Raw genomic sequence first — 21,305 nt, forward strand, 5'->3', positions numbered from 1 at the left:
CAATAGGAATACACATTCAAATGAGTGGAATAGGATCCCGGCTACGAAAAGAAAGAGAACGTTTGGGCTTGTCTCAGCGTGCCTTCGGCGAAATCGGTGGGGTGGAGGCGAATGCCCAGGGCAAGTATGAAAGTGGTGATCGTGCCCCGAAAGCCAATTACCTCGCTGCCATCGCCACTAAAGGTGTGGATGTATTGTTTGTGCTGACTGGCAGCCCTGCGCCAATCCGTGCCGATAATATTAGCCACGCAGAGGAGAAAGTATTGGGTAGCTACCGCACCCTCACCAAGGAAGATCAGGATGCCATCAAACGATTGACCATCACTATGGCCGAGCTGTCGGCTTCATATGCCATCCATGGAAGGGCCGCCAGCATCAAGGAGGAGTGAGGTTTTACTGAGGTTGGCGAGGTGTCGCCCGAAAATAATTTATTCTCTTGGTGCTTCGGTGATAGCGTGTGTCCAGTGCTATCTCAAAACTGATGTGGGTTGGACCTAGCGTGATGCTAGGTCTGGTCCGCTGTTTTTGCTATGGTGACCAGTATTCGTTATGTCCGTTTTGCGAGGTGTCTGCTTGATTAAGGTGCTAGTTGTTGACGACCATGATCTTGTTCGGACAGGCATCACGCGCATGCTGGCTGACATTGACGGTCTGCAGGTCGTCGGTCAGGCCGACTCTGGTGAAGAGTCGCTGAAGAAGGCGCGCGAACTGAAACCGGATGTAGTCCTCATGGACGTCAAGATGCCCGGGATTGGTGGTCTTGAAGCGACTCGCAAATTATTGCGCAGCCATCCCGAGATCAAGGTAGTGGCCGTTACGGTTTGCGAAGAAGATCCCTTTCCAACCCGGTTGCTGCAAGCAGGTGCCGCTGGTTATATGACCAAGGGCGCAGGGCTTGCGGAAATGGTTCAGGCTATCCGCCTGGTGTTTGCGGGGCAGCGTTACATCAGCCCGCAGATTGCTCAGCAACTGGCTCTCAAGTCGTTTCAGCCACAAGTCAACAATTCACCTTTTGATCTGCTCTCTGAGCGTGAGATTCAAATCGCGCTGATGATTGTCGGCTGCCAGAAAGTCCAGACGATTTCCGATAAGCTTTGCCTTTCCCCGAAAACAGTCAATACCTACCGTTACCGTATCTTTGAGAAGCTGTCGATCGGCAGCGATGTCGAGCTGGCTTTGCTGGCGGTACGTCACGGCATGGTCGATGCCAGCGCCTGAAATGAACCCACCGTTTGACCCAAGTGCCTTTCTTGCAACCTGTAGCGGTCGCCCCGGCGTGTATCGAATGTTCGATGCCGAGGCGCGCCTCCTTTATGTAGGCAAGGCCAAGAACCTGAAAAACCGGTTGGCGAGTTATTTTCGCAAGACCGGCCATGCGCCGAAAACCAGCGCACTGGTTTCGCGGATAGCCCAGATCGAAACAACGATCACCGCCAACGAAACGGAAGCGCTGCTCCTGGAGCAGACGCTCATCAAGGAATGGCGTCCGCCTTACAATATTCTGCTGCGCGACGACAAATCCTATCCCTATGTGTATCTGTCAGACGGCAATTTTCCGCGCCTGAGCATTCACCGTGGCGCTAAAAAAGCCAAAGGTCGGTATTTCGGGCCTTATCCCAGTGCCGGAGCCGTGCGGGAAAGTCTGAGCCTGATGCAAAAGACATTTCTGGTGCGCCAGTGCGAGGACAGTTTCTACAAAAATCGCACACGTCCTTGTCTGCAATATCAGATCAAACGCTGCAAGGGACCTTGCGTTGGTCTCGTTGAGCCAGAAGTCTATGCAGAAGATGTGCGCCACTCAGTGATGTTCCTCGAAGGTCGCAGCAACACGTTGACCGACGAGTTGAACGCGCTGATGGAAAAGGCCGCCATGAGTCTGGACTTTGAACAGGCCGCCGAATTACGCGACCAGATCGCGTTGCTGCGTCGTGTGCAGGATCAGCAGAGCATGGAAGGCGGGACCGGCGACGTCGACGTCGTTGCGGCGTTCGTCAATCCTGGCGGTGCCTGTGTGCACTTGATCAGCGTGCGCGGCGGCAGGGTGCTGGGTAGCAAGAACTTCTTCCCGCAGGTGGGTATCGAGGAAGAGGTTGGTGAGGTCATGTCAGCCTTCCTGTCGCAATATTTTCTGGGTGGTGTGGATCGTGAGCTGCCGGCTGAAGTCATCGTCAACGTCCTGCATGACGACTTCCCGACGCTGATCGACGCTATTGAAGAGTCCCGTGGTCGTGAGCTGGTAATCAGTCATCGGGTACGCGGTACGCGTGCACGCTGGCAGCAGATGGCAGTGACCAATGCGGAGCAGGCGCTGTCGGCACGACTCGCCGATCGACAGCACGTGGCGGCACGCTTCGATGCGCTGCAAAAGGTTCTGAAACTCGACGAGCCACCGCTGCGCCTCGAGTGCTATGACATCAGCCACTCCAGCGGCGAGGCTACGGTGGCGTCCTGCGTGGTGTTCGGCCCTGAAGGTCCGATCAAGTCGGACTATCGTCGCTACAACATCGAAGGTGTCACGGCGGGCGACGACTATGCCGCCATGCATCAGGCGCTGACACGGCGCTTCAGCAAGCTCAAGGACGGCGAGGGTAAACTGCCCGATATCCTGTTGGTCGACGGCGGCAAGGGGCAGATGTCGATGGCCCGCGATGTACTGAATGAGCTGGCGGTGCCCGACCTGATTTTGCTGGGCGTCGCCAAGGGCACAACCCGTAAGGCGGGCTTTGAAACCCTGTATCTCAACGACTCCGCTCATGAGTTCACCTTGCCGGGGGATTCTCCGGCGCTGCACCTCATTCAGCAGATCCGCGACGAAGCTCACCGTTTTGCGATCACCGGCCACCGGGCGCGACGCGGCAAGACTCGGCGCACCTCAAGCCTTGAAGGTGTCGCTGGAGTAGGGCCTACACGGCGCCGCGACCTGCTCAAACACTTCGGTGGCCTGCAGGAATTGTCCCGTGCGAGCATCGAAGAAATCGCAAAAGCACCCGGAATCAGTAAAAAGCTTGCAGAGTCGATTTATGCAAACCTGCACAGCGAGTAGAATGCCCGCTCACCTCGTAGCAAGTTGTGCCGATGAATATCCCTAATCTGATCACCGTTCTACGTGTCCTCCTGATTCCGATCTTCATTCTGCTGTTTTACTTGCCGTACCATTGGAGCTACATGGCAGCCAGTAGCGTCTTCGCTTTCGCAGCAGCGACTGACTGGCTCGATGGATATCTGGCTCGCCGTCTGGAGCAGAGCACGCCGTTTGGCGCGTTCCTTGATCCGGTCGCGGACAAGCTGATGGTTGCAGTTGCACTGGTTTTGCTGGTTCAGGCCCACGCCAATCTTTGGCTGACGCTGCCTGCGGCTGTGATTATCGGTCGTGAGATTGTCATCTCCGCATTGCGCGAATGGATGGCTGAACTGGGCGCCAGGGCTCAGGTAGCAGTGTCGAACCTGGGCAAGTGGAAGACTGCCGCGCAAATGCTGGCGCTGGTCATTTTGCTGGCCAATCCGCCCGCGTTCACATTCTGGGTTGTGTTGGGGTACGTGCTGCTGATTCTGGCTGCAGGCCTGACTTTGTGGTCGATGCTGCAATACTTGAGAGCCGCATGGCCGCACCTGAAAACCACGGCTGATAAAAAATAAGTTTTTAAAACAAAGGGTTGACGGCGCGGTTTGAATCTATAGAATAGCGCCCGTCACCAAGATGCGGGAATAGCTCAGTTGGTAGAGCACGACCTTGCCAAGGTCGGGGTCGCGAGTTCGAGTCTCGTTTCCCGCTCCAAGTTTGTACACATTGAGTGTTTGTGGTTTGAGCGCTGGATGTTTGAGGCCGAGTAGCAAAATGGTTATGCCGCGGATTGCAAATCCGCTTACGCCGGTTCGATTCCGACCTCGGCCTCCACTATTAAAGAACCCGAAGATTAACGTCTTCGGGTTTTTTATTGCTTGCGAAAAAATCTGTCGGCGCTCCTGAAGGCCGCGATGGCGGTGTGTCAGGGAGTTCGTTTCTCCTTTAATGACGACGAATGGTAACCACTGGTCAGGCCTTATGTGGCGAATTGCAATTAAGCGCCAATTACGGGGTCACAGTAATCCCTTAGTAACGAGCAAAAATATGCTTGCCTCAGAGATGAATTCAGAAGACAGCGAGTACCTGCTGAATGAGCTCAACCTGGCTACTGAAGAGCTCATGTCAATCGACAAAGCCGCCTTCGGGGGTGAGCATTGGCAAGCAGCGCATCTTCGCCAGCAAGGTGCATTTGCAAACTGGCTCCGCTACATCAGAAAAGATCCTGTATTCCAAAGCAGATCAGCGAATTTGCATTCTTGATGCGCGGCAGCCTGCATACCCGACATCAGGGGTGGCAGTTGATGATTCTGATGCGAGACGAGAAATCGCAGGCAAAGAAAAGCCCGCGATGGGGAGAGCGGGCAAAGGCCTGATAGTGCCTGCAGTTAGAGTACGAGGCTGGGTGTGAAAATGGTGTGAAGATCTGACTGGAAAAACTGTGCTACGCGTAGCCGAGCGATGATCGGCAACGAACAGGCTCAGGATTGTCTACTCTTGGTGAAACCTGGGTCAGCAGAGGACGCACGATGTATTCAAAACCAGATATCCAGCGAGTTCTTGAAACAGCATTTTTGCCCTCAAGGTGCGAATGCGCTATCGGTGTAAGCGACAATTTTTCGGTGAAACTCATCAACCCCGAATCAGGCGATATCGAGCTGTATGTAACAGGGATAGCTTTTTCTGAGCTTTCTACCAGCCGATCCATCGCCCGGTTGGTGCTCTCGCTGAAAGAGCAGCGAGACCTCATGGGTAAGATGGAGTTGTCCATGAAGCGACTGGGGTAGGGCAGATACGACGAAAAACGCGGAAGTTTCCGAACGGAACATCGGTTCGGAGCAATTACAACTTGCTCGGGGTTAAAGTCGGGCTAACTGACCTCCATCCCGACAATCTAGTCCCCCCACATCGCACTTTTTTGCATTTTCCCGATCTATGTCTGTCCCGGCCGCGCTGACTTCCTGCGCGGACAGTGAATCAGAATGGTGCCGATGGATCGCACGTTACCTTCATGTACTACTCGATGGATGCGCCAGCCGCTTGTATTGGCAATGGTTTTTCTGCTTGGCGTCAGTGGTTGTAGTCAGCAACAGGGCCGCGATATCGCCACTCAATTCAGTAAAGGCAAGCCTGACGAGCTATTCCAGACCAGCGTCGATCGCATGGCCACGCTTGGCATGCATGACAATCTGCAAAGCCTGTATTTACTGATGAACAAGCTTTATCTGCGTAATCCCAATCAGTGGCGTCAATCGGGTTATACAGATGCTATCAGTGCTGCACGGGCGATCCGCCAAGCTATAGAGCTACGCCAGCCTCTGCCTGCTCTCGGAGAGCGTCGTGACCTGGCGGCGCTGAGTTATTCCTTGAGTCCGGAGTTTCGCGGCGACCGTGTAGGGGCTTTTACCTACGCGATTGGCAGCATGCTGGTAACTGCTCATGGTGGCCGCACCGAGTTTTATGTGACGGACTCCATCAATCCACAGTTCGTCAGCAACGCTGCGCGCAATATCGAAAAAGCCACATGGCTGCTCAGTCAGCGTCAGGATGCCAATGGTGTGCTGTTGCTGTTTTCCAATGAAATATCGGATCAGTCCAGTAACCTGAGTTTCGCTGTGGAATTCGGCAAGATCGTCGCGCGGCTCGACTTGCTGGCGCAGATTCTGGATGAGCGTTATCGGCGTATCGGGCTTAATTACGCGCAGAGTCTGTTGCTGTTGAATTTCCTGCCGGTGCAGTAATGAACCGGGCCATTAATTAGTCAGGCCCGGGATTACACACTTCGCGGGCATGTCCTTCAGTAACCGATCCAGCACGGGCGCCATCTTTGTCTCTGTGCCCTGAAACTTCATCATGGATAACCCACCTTTGCCACGCAGATAATAACGCGCGGCTTCCAAACGACGTTTCTCGCTATCCCATATCTCCAGGTCTGCGCTGGAGAGATACGGCACGATATCCCATGTTCGATACGCTACGTACGTCAGTCGATAGTTGCAGCTAGCGGGCACTTGGGCATAGACCTCGGAACTGATACTGCGGTCCAAAAGCCCACGCTGCACCACCGAGACAAAATCCGTGACCAGCACTTTAGGTTTTGCTCAATGCATATATTCGCCGGGCGTACCGTGAGCGGCTCGACATCAATGGATGTGCAGCCACCTAACCACCCAGCCCTGCGAGAACCAGACCACCTGCCAATGCTTTCATCAAAACCCGTTCCTTCCTGGATTGCGACCTCGTGTTTATGAGGAGGCTTTAAAGTACTTGGCCGCACGGTTGCGGCTGGGCGGCATAGTGCCACATGGACGCATTGGATGGTTCGCGCAAATCACCGGATCAAAAGGCCAGTCCAGCCATCCAGGCCCTGGAGGAAACTGGCTAAGTACCACCGGTAACGATTCTGGTGGCAATCGTGGTAATGCGCCTCCGAAGAATGGATGAGCAGATCAGACGATTTGAACTGCCGCTACCTCAAGGTGCCAAAACAGAACCTATCATGAGGACAGCGCAATGACTGACGAAAAGAAAGAACCGCCAAAGGACGACACACCCGCTCATTCCACGAAGGAAGAGCGGGAGCGTCTGAAGGACTTCAATAAGGGTGGTATTCCGCCTGGGGCTTGCTGATTACCAGCCGATTAGTTGCTATTTGCGTGTCACATTTGGGGCGTAAGTAGCAACTGCATGGCGATTTAAAGAGTTTCCTCAACGCTTGCCCGCACAATTCGCCCGGTCTTCACCTCGTTCGCGAAGTTGAGCAAGGCTGTTTCTGATGCCTGATAGTTGTTTACGATGTCCTGTATCGCTTGCGCTTCTTTCTCGTTACCGGCGTCGGATAATTCGCAGGCTTTTTTATGCAGGTCCGCAGACGACCATTTGAGAAGGAATGCTGCTGATATGAGCGCTTCACCCAGTTCCTGATTTTCCTTCGTCATGCTTTCTCGCTCCTTTTTTATAATCGACACTGGTTCAGAGGTCCATTTGTGCCAAGCCATCGCTTTAGAGGCTAGCACCGAAGCCATGTAAAGAATGCCACTGAAGCAGTGGCCGGCGTTTGTAAACTCCGTTAGAGCTTGGGGGCTGGCTGGACTTTCTGGCGTGTCCAAGCCGACAAGAATAGCGTGCTTGCTGATGATGTCGGTAGCTAATGTGCATGTAGCGCCGACTGTTCGTTGTCCGGTCCTGATGGCAACTGGTGCGCGTCATTATTAGGATGCAGAGCTCCAAGCGTTAAGGAGCTCGCTGGAGTTGTATCAATAAGAGGCCACGATGGCGGCGGCGAGTTGTTTGTCAGTCATCAGAGGCGGGCTGAAAGTCTCACGATAATGCCGCGATGCTTGTTCAAATTGCGCACCCCGGATCTCGCCCTCCGAGCCTACGAAAGCAAGTGCATCAGTTTTAGCTGATGTGAAGATCTTTGGCGGCTCTGTTGTGAGTGAGGTCGTTCCCCCAATCAAAATAGTTGGCAGAAATGTCGTGATCATCATTCCCTGTTCGATAGGGTTGGCATTTTCGGCTGCCATGGCTTGTGATCCAGATAGAACTGACAGGGCAATAGAGAGGGCTGTCCATATTTTCATTGAGTGATTTCCGTACTGCCTTGTGTTGGCGCGTCACGATAGCAGATGAAGTGAGGATTGTTGGCGTCAGTACACCGGGAGTAGGGGTGGTCTGTGAAAGAAATCGGCGTAGCAGAAAGCCATTGCATAACGTGAAAAATTAAGAATAAATGGCGCAATTCTGTGGTTTCTGCCTAGGTAGAGAGTGATATCAATGCTCGGCCGTAGTGTCAGGTTTTTTAGTTTTCGACTGTATAAGGATAGGGTCATGCGGGTTGTCACTTTCGGAACTGCTATTGCTTTAGTACTTGCCGGATGTTCTGGAATACCTTCAGTCCCCTATCAAGAGCCTGCTCAATCAGAGGGGTTGGCGCGTATTCGCGTGATCACCAACTCCAGTGTATTTGGAGATAGCATCACTGGCAGTTGTGCCCCTGCCACCCGTCATAAGATGGCTGACGCCGGACGTTTCGGGCGGGACGGGACGGCGAACATCAACTATCCGCAATACCCCCTGAAGTCGGCGAGCATTGGCATGCCGAAAAGAGTTGCGCCTGCTCTTAGTGAATATGTCCCCGCAGTCCGGATGGGCGAAGGAGTATATAAAGAGGTAGTCACCGAGTATCGCGTCAGGGCTGATCTGCCATTCCAGCTTGCAACCCTCGGCGCAACCATTGGCAGTTATGGAAGTACTTACTCGTCTTGCGGTGCCGAGGCCCTCGTTTACAAGCTGGAACCGGGGAAAGATTACGAAGCCTTGGTAGGCGTAGGTACCAGACCAAACCTGGACGGCGGGCAAGCGCTTATCTGCATGTTCGGGGTCATCGAACTTTTGCCTTTGCCTGGCACTTCAATTGTAATTCCCCAGAAACTGACGCCTTCCGAGCCCCCTCAGGTGGCGTGCAAAACGAAATAAGTAACGCCCGTCATCGAGCGGGTTTGGGGCTGGCAGAGCCTGTAAAGCTTCGACATTGATCGTAATGCTGGTAGCAGTAAGAGCTGAGTGGATCAGCGAGAGGCAGAACTAAATATGCTCACTGAGTATCCTGGCTCACGTAAACGCTCAGGAGACATACTCGCATCCACGATGGTGATCCGATCCAGGTCGTTGTAAATGCTACAGTCCCACCAAATCAGAGAGGGAGCGACATGCGAATTTTGATTGGCGCGCTTGTGGTGGTGCTTTTGGCAGGGTGCAGCGCCTCAAGCCCTCAAAGATTTGATAAATACGCCACCATGCGAGCCTGGGAGTTCTACCGCACAGACATTAAGTACGGCTATTTTGACGAGAAGACCGGCGTCCGCCTGGCCGGTAATTATTTGCCAAGGATGCTGCCGTTAAGGATTGCTGACAATAATGAATGGATGGACTTCACCGCTGAAAAGCGCGGCGGCTACATTATTTTTGGCAACCGTTTACATCGAGAGACATTCCCGACTGGTTTAGAACCCATCGCAGAATTCATTGCGTGGGCTGACCTCCCAGCGACGCAGCGGACGGCAAGCGCTAAAAAACTGAATGCGAGGGAAGAGTTCACCTCCATTAACGCACGAGTTGTGACTGAGAACGGTACAGGTGAACCGCTACTGGTGTTCAAAAAGAACTCGCTTGCATTCACAAGTCCGTCGAACTATTCGATAGATCTCCCTAATGCCAAAGAGATGATCCGTAGGGCTGCGATCTGGAACAGCGCTCCTGAACCGAAAGTGTCTGACTGACTGCGTCAAACCTGGAAAATTTAATTTTGCCAATACCCGCTCTCGTCGACCAGTAAAGGGTATCGGGTTTCATCCAGCAGTAGGCGTAATTGCCGGGAGTGGGCGGATCGGCTAAAAAGCACCTGGCACTCAGCCGTATCAAAAAAGCGTCTGAGCCACAGGAGAAGCGATTCGACCAAGTCCGGATCAAGTCTAAGCGAGGCCGTAATCAGATCAGGCTGATCGCTCAGGTCTCGATATAGGCCCATGGTCAAAACGCTCTTGTTCAGCGCGGACGAATAGATGTGGACGTCGCCAGCGCCAATAGGCGTGCCTTCGATATAGCAGTCGTACAGTTTTGCGAGGTCGAGATCGATACCCGCGAGGCTCAATGCGGCTGCCAAATCTGCATCTGGTGCGTGCTTCTCCTCCACCCATGAGACTAAATCGGAGATTGATACGCAGATGTCGGCGTAGCCGATAGGGAGCACTTAACTGATCCTTAGAATGCAGTCGCGATTGCCTGGGCCAGCTGTATATCCGACATAAGTGGCGTGCTATAGGTGTCGCGATAGTAGCGAACCGCCTGCTCAAACTGAGCACTACGAATTTCACCGTCTGAACCGATGAAAGCAAGGGCATCAGCTTTGGCCAAGCCAAAGTACTTATCTGGATGAGACGTGACATCGGTGGCGGTAGAACTGAGTAGCGTCGGTCCAGCTGTTGTCCAGACCATCCCACGATCACTGGGTTTATCGATCTCACCGGCCACTGCCTGGGTGCTACCTAATGCAAGCAATGCAATCGCCAAAATTTTCAAAGCTGCCATTCTCTACTGATTTGGTTTGTTCAAAGCCATGGCGCCTCTGTTGAATCCCATTCCCCACATAATCCGGGCTCATGATTTCAAAAGCAGAAACATCACCCACAAGGGGAGGGCGAGCACCAAAGGAACAGTGATGAGTAGGACAATGCCCTGAACAAGATATCTCCAGCGGTAGAGGCTTGTTCCCTCAGGTGCATTCCTGGCGTCCTTCCACCAGTCCCAAAGGTCCAAAATCCTCAGCAGCTCAAAAACGTCGCCGATGTTCACACGCAATGCCAATTCTCCCCGTACCTACGAATATCCGCGCTTCGCACCAGCTCACAAAGGCCGCACATTCCACACATACGACACGCGAGCCGGGGTGTGGGTATCGTCGACCCGGATGTCTTCTGGGTCATGGTGCTGGTCGTCCGAAATCTTCTTGAAGCGATCTTTGCCTTTTTACTGCAGGCGCTTAATGTAAAGCATTTCATCTTGGGGGAAGAGGTAGCCTCCATCCCCCGTGAATTACCTGATCGTTACATGTACCAGTAAGGGGGGGGCGCGCGGTCTTTTATCCCGACCTGGCGTGGAAAGTCGACATTAATCGCCTTGCTCGCAGGAACCATGGCAGCGGCTTAGACAGCAACAGAGATGCGCTGCCTTGCATCGTCAGGCAAATTCTTTCGATGTTTCGCTAGCATCATTGAGTATTTTGCACACCGCAACTTGCTCCAAAAAAACCGCCATCTGAGCGGAGTTTTATGCGTTTAGATCCTGTAAACACCCAGCCTCGTTCGAGGAGCGTCAGCGTCGCGTGCTATCTTGTTGAGATCAATAACCGGGTATGGACTCAGGAATGCCAGCGCTAGCTAGAAACCTTGTATTTATCTTATTTCCCTTGTCCCTGGCCGCATTGGGCTACTCCGTCGAAGGATTCCGAGATAATCCTGCAGATGCTTTAGGGGCTTACGGGCTTCCACCTGTTGTAATGTATTTCGTAGCGCTGATGGCGGTTGGTACTTTTTCACTATGCTTAGCCGGCCTCGGCAAGCTGTTGGAGCGTCAGTCATTACTCGGTAGCGGTAAAAAAGTAGTGCTGCGGCTGCTGTGTTACTCGCCGTTGTTGCTGTCAGCATGTCTGACAGCTTTGGTCAGTGCGACACACGCCCTGAACTCAACGGCCGGATGCGCTGCACTCGTTCTTTCGCTGGTTTCAGCAGCGACCGTTTTGTACTGGTTAATACGTGGATCCACCGCGCTTCTCAGGTAACCGATTACTACCTTTTGTCAGAAGCCCGGCCTGATAGCTGGGCTATCATGTGTATCGGATTTACTTGTAACTAGCGAAGCCACGGCATGATCTAAATGTCTGCTTTGAGCTTTAGCCGTTCTAAAGCGCGAGTGCATCCATATTCGGCAGACTTGTGAAGATATTGGATTTCTTCTTGCCTAAGGTTCTGCCTGGACATTTGAGTTGAGAGACTCATGTACAGATCGGCGCGAATCGCTTTTTCATTGAGGGATCCGATTGCATCTTTCCCGCTGGACGCGCGCGCCGTGTCGCATCTCGGCATAAGTACTGGCTGCGGGTAGTACTTACTATACTGGCTTGTGGGTTCAGGCAAGGCATCAATCAGTGATCGAAACTCGACCGTTTTCACATCGTCGAAGCAGTAGCTGATCATCTGTAGACCTGCCGGCGCGAACCCTTTTGTCAGGCTGGATTTCAGCAAATAGCAAACCTGCCCCACAACTTTTTCTCTGGGTTCAAATACAATTGCGAGCCAGGCAAGTCGATATTGTGCGGCGGGATTCCCTTCATCAGATGAGCGTTTGAGTAGCGGGGTAGCTTCCGCGACTAGTGAGCGTATCTTTTTTGTGAGAGCGTCTTTTTTTTCCTCCGGGAATTTATCTTTATCGGGGAGCTGACGCCGAAGAGTAAACAATTCGTTGTTCAGATCGTCAATTTCGTCCAGGTAAGGCAGCGCCTTGAAGTAAAGCGCCTCGGCCTTGGGTGAAACATCAGTTGGTACCGCAATTGCGATATCAGCGAAGCAAGCCATTAAGGTTAGCGAAAGATGTCCGAAACCGCTTTTAGCCACTGCGTCATCCTCTTGGTAATCTGCTTTGGTAGCTTATCTAGAGACTATTATGCCCGCTGACAAAATTTCTTTCCCATATTCAAGCCTCGCATTTGCCGAGGCTCTTTCGTTTTCGCAAATGTGCCTTTTGATCCGGATTGGTGAATGCGTTGGGAAATGATGAGTCAGAGCTCCACAAAAAGTCTTGATCGGCTTTTGACAGTTAAGTGCAATTGATGCGGGTTATTGAGTCGGCAGGACGCCAAAATAAGGTAGAAATCGAGAGTTGCGGTGCAGAAAACAAAAAGGGCCTACGCCAGAAACCAGCGTACGCCCTTGATCTGAAATGGTGCCCCGAGCCGGGGTCGAACCGGCACGTCCAAAGGACGAGGGATTTTAAGTCCCTTGCGTCTACCAATTTCGCCATCGGGGCGGTAGCGCTGAAGAGCAGGGAATATATACACCCAACTCCCCTGAAGCAAGCCCGCAAGATATTGAAATAAGACAAGATCTTGCTTTTAAGGCTGGAAAAAATACGCGGGCCTTGTCTGTCGGTGACCAAGGCCCTCGATCGGGCTCAACCCAAGCGACCGTATCACAGGTTCAGAACCTGCTTCAGAAACGGTGCGGTTTTGCTCGCAGCAACCTTCACAACCTGCTCTGGCGTCCCTGCAGCCACGATCTTCCCACCCTGATCCCCTGCGCCGGGGCCGATGTCGATGACCCAGTCGCTTTGGGCCACCACACGCATCTCATGCTCGACGACCACAACGCTGTTACCCACGTCGACCAGAAGGTTGAGCTGTTTGAGCAAACGGTCGACGTCGGTAGGGTGCAGGCCGGTAGTCGGCTCATCCAGCACATACAAGGTTGCGCCGCGCTGTGTGCGTTGCAATTCGGTGGCGAGTTTGATGCGCTGTGCTTCGCCGCCCGACAGTTCTGTGGCCGGTTGGCCGAGACGCAGATAACCCAGGCCGATGTCGCGAAGCACAGTCAGCGGTCGCAGCACGGCGGGTTCGTCCTTGAACTGCACCACGGCGTCATCGACGGTCAGTCGAAGTACCTCGGCGATGTTCAGGCCCTGCCAGGTGATGGTCAGGGTTTGAGGGTTGTAGCGTGCGCCATGGCAAGTAGAGCAGGGCGCGTAGACGCTGGGCATGAAGAGCAATTCAACGCTGACGAAGCCTTCGCCCTCGCAAACCGGGCATCGGCCTTTGGCGACGTTGAAGGAGAACTGCCCGGCGTCGTAGCCTTGCTTGCGTGACGCCGGAGTTGCAGCGAACAGTTTGCGTACCTGGTCGAAGAGGCCGGTATAGGTCGCGAGGTTTGAACGTGGGGTTCGACCGATAGGTTTTTGGTCGACCTTGACCAGCCGGCGAATGGCTTCCAGTCCGCTGACAACTTTGCCACTGGCGGATTGAGGCGCGTCGTCTTCCAGGCTTGGCGCATCAGCCTCGTTGTTCTCGGCGGTCTGGCCCAGATGCGAGCCCACCAGTTCCAACAGCGCATGGCTGACGAGGCTTGACTTGCCTGATCCGGAAATGCCCGTGACCGAGGTAAAGCAGCCCAGCGGGAACTCGGCGCTGAGGTTGTCCAGATTATTGCGGGTCACGCCTTCCAGCTTCAGCCAGTCCGTCGCTTTGCGTCGTTCAGGTTTGCTGGTTTTGTGTTCGGCAAACAGGTGCAACCGGGTTTGTGAAGCCTCGACGTTGGCAAGACCGGCAGGCGGACCACTGTAGAGGACGCGTCCACCGTGTTCTCCGGCGGCAGGGCCAACATCAATCAGCCAATCGGCGCGGCGCATGGTTTCAAGGTCATGCTCAACCACGAACAACGAGTTGCCCGCAGCCTTCAGGCGTTGCAGCGCGCTGAACAGTGCTTCGCCGTCTGCGGGGTGCAACCCGGCTGATGGCTCGTCCAGCACGTAGATAACGCCGAACAGCTGCGAGCCGAGCTGGGTTGCCAGCCGCAGACGCTGCAACTCGCCGGACGACAGCGTTGGCGTGCTGCGCTCCAGAGCCAGGTAGCCAAGGCCCAGATCGGTCAGGGTGCTGACTCTGGCCAATAGATCCTGCGCAATACGTTGCGCAGCGATACGTTTTTCGATGGACAGATCATCTTTGAGCGGCGCGTCGCTGGCGGCGACTGGACGCAACACTTCAGCCAATTGCAGGAGGGACATTTGCGCGAGCTCACCAATATCGAAACCGGCAAACTTCACCGACAGCGCGGCCTGCGTCAGGCGTTTGCCATCGCACAGTGAGCACGGGCTGCCAATCATGTACTGCGCGACGCGCTTCTTCATCAATGCGCTTTGCGAATGGGTGAAGGTGTGCAGTACGTAGCGACGGGCTCCGGTAAAGGTGCCTTGATAACTCGGTTCGAGCTTTTGTTTGAGGGCTTTGCGGGTTTCTGCAGGTGTCAGGCCTGCATACACCGGTACGGTGGGTTGTTCGTCAGTGAACAGAATCCAGTCGCGTTGTTTTTTAGGCAGATCGCGCCATGGAATGTCCACGTCATAACCCAGGGTGACCAGAATGTCGCGCAGGTTCTGGCCTTGCCAGGCCGTGGGCCATGAGGCAATGGCACGCTGGCGAATGGTCAGTGAGTCGTCAGGGACCATCGATTGTTCGGTGACTTCATACACCCGACCCAAACCATGACACTGTGGGCATGCGCCTTGAGGGGTATTGGGCGAGAAGTCCTCGGCGTAGAGCATGGGCTGCCCGGCGGGATAATTGCCCGCTCGGGAGTAGAGCATGCGGATAAGGCTCGACAGGGTCGTGACGCTGCCCACCGACGAGCGTGTGCTCGGTGTGCCACGTTGTTGCTGGAGTGCCACTGCGGGTGGCAGCCCTTCAATAGAGTCCACATCGGGTACACCGACCTGGTCGATCAGGCGTCTTGCGTAGGGGGCGACCGACTCAAAGTAGCGGCGTTGAGCTTCGGCATACAGCGTCGAGAATGCCAGCGAGGATTTTCCTGAGCCGGACACGCCCGTGAAAACCACTAGCGCGTCGCGGGGAACATCGACATCAACATTTTTCAGATTGTGCTCTCGTGCACCGCGCACTTGTACATAGCCAGTGTGCTGTTGAGGCGCAGTGGCTGAGAGGGTCTTTCCGTCAGGGGTATTGTGCTGCGAAGTCATCGTCCAGCCTTGTTATTCAAAGGCGACGGCACAGCGCACGCCTGCTGCTTGAATTCACAGATCAGTGTTTGACCGGTGTATTGGTGTTCGCGCCCGGGACTTTGGGGGCATGCCCCTCGTTATCCTGCCGACCGCCAGTCTGTTCCTGCTCTTCCAGGGTTTCTTCAGTACGTTGTTGATGATCAGCGATGTCGGCCGGATGTTGCTCAGGATCATTGAGATTGTTGCCTTGGTTGTTGCGTTTGTCATGAGGCATTTGCGTCATCCAGAAGTTTAAGGGCTAATTGGTCACAGGATTACGATCAGGCAGCGCGGCTGATCGTTCAATCCAATACTGTTTAGTCAGCGATAGCGGTACGGCAGGCAAATGCTTCGTAGCTTTGGCAGCTTCTACAGAAAATGCATTCCAGTGCCAGGAGTACGTTTGTTTGATAGGACGTTTCAGTGATTTACGTAGGAATGGTCTTACAGTGTCTCAGGCTGTTGTGCGATGCCTGAGGTTGGCTGTTTAATCCGTTTTTTCCTGACCCACTAACAGACTTGATGTGGAGCGAGCAGATCCATGATCGGTATCGGTAGAAGACTACGGCAGGAGCGTAAGCGTCTGGGGCTGTCCCAAAAAGAAATGGGGGGGCTCGGTGGCGTTGCCGCCAACGCACAGGGCAAGTATGAAAGCGGCGAGCGTGCGCCCAGGGCCGATTATCTCGCGGCTTTGGCACGGGAGGGCGTCGATGTGTTGTTCGTGCTTACCGACCGGCGAGCTACACGCGTCCAGACAGGCAGTGTAACCAGTGAAGTTTATAGTGCGCCCGTCAACCCTGAACTTTTACTCAGTGAAGTTCAGCAGGCCGTCCGCCATTTTGTGTCCACCATAGAGGAGCTTTCCAGCAACTATGAAGTGGACAGCATCCGCCGCGACCATGATGAGCATCAGTAGAGTGTTACCGGGCTATCGACTCATGAACGTGTCGGGAGTACCGGCTTGTCAGGCGCTGCCTGAAGGTTTCTCCAGTACTTTTTGCGCCAGACTCTGAAGGTAATTCGCCAGCGCCACTTCTTCCAGACGTAAGCCTTTGCGTTGTCTGGATCGAGGAATCAAAGCAAGCTCTCCTAATAGAAAACCCTCGAGTACTGCTGGATGGATGTAGCACTTGCGGCAGACCGCCGGGGTATTGCCGAGCTGCTTCGCCACCGCTTTCACCATATCGACAATGTGTTTTTTGGCATCGGCCTCAGGCTCCCAGTGCAGTTTACGCAGGGTCGCCAACGCTAACGCACTGCCTGCCCAGGTTCGGTAGTCCTTGGCAGTGAAATCCGAGCCGGTGAGCTGTTGCAGGTAGGCGTTGATATCTGAAGAACTCACGCTATGGCGCTCGCCGTTGTCGTCCAGATACTGAAACAGATTCTGGCCGGGCAACTCCATGCAGCGTTTGACGACTTTCGCCAGGCGTCGGTCAGTCACGTTGATCTGGTGCTCGACGCCGCTTTTGCCGCGAAACTCGAACAGGATGTCGTTGCCGTGCACTTCGACGTGTTTGTTGCGCAGCGTGGTTAATCCGTAAGAACGATTGTCCCGTGCGTACTGGCTGTTGCCGATGCGGATCAGCGTCGCGTCGAGTAATGAAACAACCGTGGCCATGACCTTGTCGCGACCGATACCTGGCTCGGCCAGCTGGGCTTCAATCTTTTTGCGGACCTTGGGCAAGGCCAGACCAAACTCGATCATGCGTGAGTATTTGTTCTGATCGCGAACTTCTCGCCAGCGCGCATGATAGCGATATTGCTTACGCCCTCGGGCGTCGCGGCCTGTAGCCTGCAGATGCCCGCGCGGATCCGGACAAATCCAGACGTCGGTATAGGCGGGCGGGATGACCAGTGCGTTGATTCGTTTGATTTCTGTTTCATCACGAATCCGTTGACCTTCCTGGTCGAAGTAAACGAATTTGCCTCTCAGGATCTTGCGGCTGAAACCCGCTTGAGTGTCCTCAACGTAATGCAGGTCCGGGGGCAGTTGGTCGATAACGGTCGAGTCAGGCATGGTTGCAATCCACAGGGCAGTTATGTGGATTGACCGCGGCGGTTCTCAAGGGTGCCAAGTATTTACGATCAGGCCAGCACCGCTACCGATTTGATCTGCGCCCAGAGCGGTTGCCCCGGCACGAGCTGCAACTGATCACGGGAGTAGCGAGTGATACGCGCTAACAAGGGCGTACCGGCTGCGTCCAGACGGACCAGCACATGAGCCGCGTTGTCTGCCGGTATCTCACTGACTACCGTCACCGGAAGGCGATTGAGGATACTGCTCTGATTGTCTGGCTGCAGGCTCAGGCTGACGTCACGGGCCTGAATCTTGAAGCGCAACGCTTTGCCTGACGGCAGCGGCGTGTGGGCAAGGCGCATTTGCAAGTCGCTGTGGGGCAGGGCGACACGGAGTAACTGGTACTCGACGTCATGGGCAATCACCGTGCCTTCAATCACTACGCCCGCGTCGTCACCCATGGCCATGGGCAGGTCCAGCCGCGCCAGGGTTTCGCCAATCGGACCACTGGCCAGCGCCTTGCCTTCACTCATCAACACCAGATGATCGGCCAGGCGCGCCACTTCGTCCTGGGAGTGGCTGACATAGAGCATGGGAATGTCCAGCTCGTCGTGCAGCCGCTCCAGATACGGCAGGATTTCGCTTTTGCGTTTTGTATCCAGCGCTGCCAGCGGCTCATCGAGCAGCAGCAGTCTAGGGCTGGTCAGTAGGGCGCGCGCTATACCGACCCGTTGCCGCTCACCGCCGGACAGCTTATCCGGGCGTCGCTCAAGCAGGTGCTCAATACCGAGTAATTGCGCCGCGTGCTGCAGATCGACATGACGCTGATCGGCTGGAATCCGTCGCAGGCCAAACTCCAGATTGCCGCGTACCGACAGATGCGGGAATAGGCTCGCTTCCTGAAAGACGTAGCCCAGGGCGCGTTTGTGTGGGGGGACGAACAGACCTTTGGCGGTGTCTTGCCAGACCTCATCGTTGATCTGGATAAACCCTCGCTCGGGCTTTTCCAGGCCAGCGATGCAACGCAGGCAGGTGGTTTTGCCGGAGCCTGAATGCCCGTACAACGCGGTCACACCGCGTCCGGGCAGTACCAGGTCGACATCCACGCTGAATTCCGCGTAGTTGACCTGTAAACGAATCTGGATATCTGCACTCATCGATCAGCTCCAGGCCGCTTTGGTCTTGCCGCTGGAATAGAGCGCCAGTAGAACCAGGAATGAGAACACCACCATTGAGCCCGCCAGCCAATGGGCCTGCAGATACTCCATGGACTCAACGTGATCGAAAATCTGCACTGAGACCACGCGGGTTTTCTCGGGGATATTGCCGCCGATCATCAGTACCACGCCAAACTCGCCCACGGTATGCGCAAAGCCGAGAATGGCCCCGGTGATGAAGCCGGGTTTGGCCAAGGGCAACACCACGCTGAAGAAGGTATCCCAAGGGCTGGCGCGCAAGGTTGCTGCTACTTCAAGCGGGCGCGTGCCAATGGCCACGAACGCGTTTTGCAGCGGCTGAACCACGAAGGGCATGGAGTACAGCACCGAGCCGATGACCAGACCGGGAAAGCTGAACGTCAATGTTCCCAGGCCCAGGCTTTGAGTCAGTTGACCGACAGTACCGTTGGGGCCGAGCAGCAACAGCAGGTAAAACCCGATCACCGTCGGAGGCAGCACCAGCGGCAGGGCCACAATGGCGCCGATGGGGCCTTTGAGCCACGAACGGGTATGCGCTAGCCAGAGGGCGATGGGCGTGCCGATCACCAGTAGAATCAGCGTGGTCAGCGAAGCCAGTTTCAGGGTCAACCAGATTGCAGCAAAGTCGGTACTGTCGAGTGGCATTTACAGTTGGTATCCGAAGGACTTGATCACAGCAGCCGCTTTAGGACCTTTGAGGTACTCGACCAGCGCCTTGGCTGCGGCGTTGTCTTTGCCCTTATTGAGAATGACGGCGTCCTGTTTGATCGGATCGTGCAGTTCAGCCGGTACGATCCAGGCCGAACCACCAGTCACTTTACCGTCTTTATAGATCTGCGACAGGGCAACAAAACCCAGTTCGGCATTACCGGTTGAGACGAACTGATAGGCCTGAGTAATGCTTTGGCCTTCGACGATCCTGGCTTTTGTTGCATCGGTCAGGCCCAGTTTGGCCAGTACTTGAGTAGCGGCGAGGCCATAAGGGGCGGCTTTCGGGTTGGCGATGGCGAGATGCTGATATTGATTCTTCTTGAGGACGTCGCCCTTGGCATCCACGTAGCCTTCTTTGGCGGACCACAGGGCCAGCGTGCCAACCGCGTAGGTGAAGCGTGAACCTTTAACGATGTCGCCTTCGCTTTCCAGCTTGGCCGGGGTGGTGTCGTCGGCGGAGAGGAATACTTCGAAGGGGGCGCCGTTCTTGATCTGGGTGTAGAACTGACCGGTGGAGCCAAATGAAGCAACCAGCTTGTGGCCGGTGTCGGCCTCAAAATCCTTGGCGATGGCCTGAATCGGAGCGGTAAAGTTTGCTGCAACGGCAACTTGCACTTCGTCTGCGAACGCAGCGTTCATTGCCAGCGCTGCGATGACGCCGGTCAGGGATTTGAGGGCAAGACTTGCGGAAAACATGCGCATCGAACAGCTCCATGGGCAACAGAAAACAAAAATGGCCGAGTGACGGCCATTCGCTATATATGGAAATATATAGCGAGGCTTTGTCCCATGGGAAGCTAAGTTTTATGCCCGGATAAGTTTTTCCAGGGCCTGGCTGGCGATAAGCCGGGTCAGTTGCTCAGCCCCGTGCTCATGTTTGATCCCCACAGCCTGTCCTGCCCACAGGTTCATGAAGTCGCCATTGCCCGCAGGTTCGGCGATCGCCCGCAGCGGTATCAGCGCGCCCCCGGCCAAAGGAAAGGCGGGGGCAATCGGGCTGACAGGACCCAGTTCGGTCATGATCCTGTTGACGATGCCCCGAGCCGGGCGACCGGTGAAAATGTTGGTCAGCGCGGTCTGGCTTTCATTGGCGCTGCGCAGCGCTTGATAGTGCGGCTTGCTGACTTTGGCTTCGGGGCAAAACAGGTACGCAGTACCGATTTGTACCGCTGAAGCACCGAGCATGAAGGCCGCTGCCATCCCCCGCGCATCGGCAATTGCACCTGCGGCAATCACGGGCACGCTGACCGCGTCGACAATCTGTGGGACCAGGGCCATGGTGCCCACCTGAGTCGTCAGGTCAGTGCTGAGGAACATCCCGCGATGTCCGCCAGCCTCGTAGCCCATGGCAATAATCGCGTCGCAGCCGTGGGCTTCAAGCCAGACGGCTTCGGCAACAGTCGTCGCTGATGAAATGACTTTGGCGCCAGTGGCCTTGACCCGTAACAGCAGGTCAGCTTCAGGCAGGCCGAAGTGAAAACTGACCACTTCGGGTTTCAACGCTTCGACCAGCTCACAGCTGACACGATCAAACGGAGCGCGGCTGGATACCGGAGTAGGGGCATCGAAGTCCGCGCCCAGCTCCTGATAATAGGGGCGCAGCGCATCCTTCCAGTGGACGTGACTTTGTGGGTCATCCTTCGGCGGCTGATGGCAAAAGAAATTAAGGTTCAGCGGTCCTTTGCATTGCTGACGTATCAGACTGACTTCATCACGGATCTGCTGTGGACTCAGCATCGCACAGGCGAGGGAGGCCAGTGCGCCGGCATTGCCTACCGCAACGGCCATCGCCGAGCCGCCCGCGCCAGCCATGGGGCCTAGAAGGATGGGCAGTTCAATCCCGAACAGATCAATAATGCGAGTATCAGGCCAGGCGCTCATAGACAGATAGCTCCATGCAGTTATTTTTGAGGTGCTATTGAGCGTGCGCGCGGCGCATTTGGCAACCGCTGAAGTGCACCGGTTGACTTAAGAGACGATCGGTCTAATATTGCCCTTC

Annotated in this window: 24 protein-coding genes, 3 tRNA genes and 1 pseudogene; 13 read left to right on the forward strand and 15 right to left on the reverse strand. The window is 55.0% G+C overall.

The annotated features are described in order from the left end of the window. Positions 1-20 precede the first annotated feature (20 nt). From AUC60_RS00480 to AUC60_RS00520, 9 genes are all read left to right on the forward strand, one after another. The gene (locus AUC60_RS00480; RefSeq protein WP_087263958.1) at positions 21-389 is read left to right on the forward strand and encodes a helix-turn-helix domain-containing protein; all 369 of its coding nucleotides are present in this window, start codon (positions 21-23) and stop codon (positions 387-389) included. Between the two features lie 184 nt (positions 390-573). Next, a complete protein-coding gene (gene gacA, locus AUC60_RS00485) occupies positions 574-1,218 on the forward strand; it encodes a response regulator transcription factor GacA (protein ID WP_162873805.1) in 645 nt (214 codons plus the stop codon). A gap of 1 nt (position 1,219) precedes the next feature. Further along, positions 1,220-3,043, forward strand: a complete 1,824-nt coding sequence (gene uvrC / locus AUC60_RS00490) for an excinuclease ABC subunit UvrC (protein ID WP_087264477.1) — start codon at positions 1,220-1,222, stop codon at positions 3,041-3,043. A 32-nt stretch (positions 3,044-3,075) separates the two neighbouring features. Next, positions 3,076-3,636, forward strand: coding sequence for a CDP-diacylglycerol--glycerol-3-phosphate 3-phosphatidyltransferase (pgsA, locus tag AUC60_RS00495; RefSeq protein ID WP_027898587.1), 561 nt, complete (start codon positions 3,076-3,078; stop codon positions 3,634-3,636). A 63-nt stretch (positions 3,637-3,699) separates the two neighbouring features. After that, positions 3,700-3,775 (forward strand) — tRNA-Gly (locus tag AUC60_RS00500). Positions 3,776-3,821: 46 nt separating this feature from the next. Beyond that, positions 3,822-3,895, forward strand: a tRNA-Cys gene (locus tag AUC60_RS00505). A 213-nt stretch (positions 3,896-4,108) separates the two neighbouring features. Continuing rightward, complete coding sequence (locus tag AUC60_RS00510) at positions 4,109-4,324, forward strand: hypothetical protein (protein ID WP_087263962.1); 216 nt, start codon at positions 4,109-4,111, stop codon at positions 4,322-4,324. 266 nt (positions 4,325-4,590) lie between these two features. Beyond that, positions 4,591-4,848, forward strand: a complete 258-nt coding sequence (locus tag AUC60_RS00515; RefSeq protein ID WP_087263963.1) for a DUF1652 domain-containing protein — start codon at positions 4,591-4,593, stop codon at positions 4,846-4,848. Positions 4,849-5,052: 204 nt separating this feature from the next. Next, the gene (locus AUC60_RS00520; RefSeq protein WP_087264478.1) at positions 5,053-5,802 is read left to right on the forward strand and encodes a hypothetical protein; all 750 of its coding nucleotides are present in this window, start codon (positions 5,053-5,055) and stop codon (positions 5,800-5,802) included. A gap of 954 nt (positions 5,803-6,756) precedes the next feature. Here AUC60_RS00520 and AUC60_RS00535 read toward each other — a convergent pair. After that, a complete protein-coding gene (locus AUC60_RS00535) occupies positions 6,757-6,999 on the reverse strand; it encodes a hypothetical protein (protein WP_087263967.1) in 243 nt (80 codons plus the stop codon). Between the two features lie 318 nt (positions 7,000-7,317). Continuing rightward, entirely contained in the window at positions 7,318-7,644 is a 327-nt protein-coding gene (locus AUC60_RS00540) for a DUF2388 domain-containing protein (RefSeq protein ID WP_087263968.1), read from the reverse strand. A gap of 247 nt (positions 7,645-7,891) precedes the next feature. On the opposite strand from AUC60_RS00540, the gene AUC60_RS00545 reads away from it, so the two are divergent. Both AUC60_RS00545 and AUC60_RS00550 read left to right on the forward strand, forming a co-directional pair. Next, positions 7,892-8,539 (forward strand): hypothetical protein, encoded by a 648-nt coding sequence (locus AUC60_RS00545; protein WP_087263970.1) that lies wholly within the window; start codon positions 7,892-7,894, stop codon positions 8,537-8,539. 233 nt (positions 8,540-8,772) lie between these two features. Continuing rightward, the gene (locus tag AUC60_RS00550; protein WP_087263972.1) at positions 8,773-9,342 is read left to right on the forward strand and encodes a hypothetical protein; all 570 of its coding nucleotides are present in this window, start codon (positions 8,773-8,775) and stop codon (positions 9,340-9,342) included. A gap of 20 nt (positions 9,343-9,362) precedes the next feature. Here AUC60_RS00550 and AUC60_RS00555 read toward each other — a convergent pair whose 3' ends face one another. The 4 genes and pseudogenes from AUC60_RS00555 to AUC60_RS28065 form a co-directional block, all read right to left on the reverse strand. Then, positions 9,363-9,812 (reverse strand): hypothetical protein, encoded by a 450-nt coding sequence (locus AUC60_RS00555; protein WP_087263976.1) that lies wholly within the window; start codon positions 9,810-9,812, stop codon positions 9,363-9,365. Between the two features lie 11 nt (positions 9,813-9,823). Next, positions 9,824-10,150, reverse strand: a complete 327-nt coding sequence (locus AUC60_RS00560; RefSeq protein ID WP_087263978.1) for a DUF2388 domain-containing protein — start codon at positions 10,148-10,150, stop codon at positions 9,824-9,826. 69 nt (positions 10,151-10,219) lie between these two features. Next, the gene (locus tag AUC60_RS00565; RefSeq protein WP_087263979.1) at positions 10,220-10,420 is read right to left on the reverse strand and encodes a hypothetical protein; all 201 of its coding nucleotides are present in this window, start codon (positions 10,418-10,420) and stop codon (positions 10,220-10,222) included. A 45-nt stretch (positions 10,421-10,465) separates the two neighbouring features. Continuing rightward, a pseudogene (locus AUC60_RS28065) lies at positions 10,466-10,684 on the reverse strand (hypothetical protein); the annotation flags it as partial. A 301-nt stretch (positions 10,685-10,985) separates the two neighbouring features. Between AUC60_RS28065 and AUC60_RS27515 the strand changes: the two are divergent. Then, positions 10,986-11,399, forward strand: a complete 414-nt coding sequence (locus tag AUC60_RS27515; protein WP_144443196.1) for a hypothetical protein — start codon at positions 10,986-10,988, stop codon at positions 11,397-11,399. Positions 11,400-11,490: 91 nt separating this feature from the next. Here AUC60_RS27515 and AUC60_RS00575 read toward each other — a convergent pair whose 3' ends face one another. The 4 genes from AUC60_RS00575 to AUC60_RS00590 form a co-directional block, all read right to left on the reverse strand. Further along, a complete protein-coding gene (locus AUC60_RS00575; protein WP_238599487.1) occupies positions 11,491-12,231 on the reverse strand; it encodes a hypothetical protein in 741 nt (246 codons plus the stop codon). Positions 12,232-12,557: 326 nt separating this feature from the next. Then, a tRNA-Leu gene (locus AUC60_RS00580) sits at positions 12,558-12,643 on the reverse strand. Between the two features lie 162 nt (positions 12,644-12,805). Then, positions 12,806-15,361 carry an excinuclease ABC subunit UvrA gene (locus AUC60_RS00585; RefSeq protein WP_087263981.1) on the reverse strand — a complete coding sequence of 852 codons (2,556 nt, stop codon included), beginning with the start codon at positions 15,359-15,361 and terminating at the stop codon, positions 12,806-12,808. A 61-nt stretch (positions 15,362-15,422) separates the two neighbouring features. Further along, positions 15,423-15,617 carry a hypothetical protein gene (locus AUC60_RS00590; protein ID WP_087263982.1) on the reverse strand — a complete coding sequence of 65 codons (195 nt, stop codon included), beginning with the start codon at positions 15,615-15,617 and terminating at the stop codon, positions 15,423-15,425. Positions 15,618-15,923: 306 nt separating this feature from the next. Here AUC60_RS00590 and AUC60_RS00595 point away from each other — a divergent pair, with 306 nt between their 5' ends. Next, entirely contained in the window at positions 15,924-16,298 is a 375-nt protein-coding gene (locus AUC60_RS00595; protein ID WP_087263984.1) for a helix-turn-helix domain-containing protein, read from the forward strand. Between the two features lie 48 nt (positions 16,299-16,346). On the opposite strand, the gene AUC60_RS00600 is transcribed toward AUC60_RS00595, so the two are convergent. From AUC60_RS00600 to AUC60_RS00620, 5 genes are all read right to left on the reverse strand, one after another. Continuing rightward, entirely contained in the window at positions 16,347-17,399 is a 1,053-nt protein-coding gene (locus AUC60_RS00600; protein ID WP_087263985.1) for a DNA topoisomerase IB, read from the reverse strand. Positions 17,400-17,467: 68 nt separating this feature from the next. Then, on the reverse strand, positions 17,468-18,556 hold the full coding sequence (gene modC / locus AUC60_RS00605; protein WP_087263987.1) for a molybdenum ABC transporter ATP-binding protein: 1,089 nt from the start codon (positions 18,554-18,556) through the stop codon (positions 17,468-17,470). A gap of 3 nt (positions 18,557-18,559) precedes the next feature. Then, a complete protein-coding gene (gene modB / locus AUC60_RS00610) occupies positions 18,560-19,240 on the reverse strand; it encodes a molybdate ABC transporter permease subunit (RefSeq protein ID WP_087263988.1) in 681 nt (226 codons plus the stop codon). After that, positions 19,241-19,945 (reverse strand): molybdate ABC transporter substrate-binding protein, encoded by a 705-nt coding sequence (gene modA / locus AUC60_RS00615; protein WP_144443216.1) that lies wholly within the window; start codon positions 19,943-19,945, stop codon positions 19,241-19,243. Positions 19,946-20,110: 165 nt separating this feature from the next. Next, entirely contained in the window at positions 20,111-21,187 is a 1,077-nt protein-coding gene (locus AUC60_RS00620) for an NAD(P)H-dependent flavin oxidoreductase (protein ID WP_087263990.1), read from the reverse strand. Between the last annotated feature and the right edge of the window lie 118 nt (positions 21,188-21,305).

It is taken from the genome of Pseudomonas caspiana, from assembly GCF_002158995.1.
Taxonomy (GTDB): Bacteria; Pseudomonadota; Gammaproteobacteria; order Pseudomonadales; family Pseudomonadaceae; genus Aquipseudomonas; species Aquipseudomonas caspiana.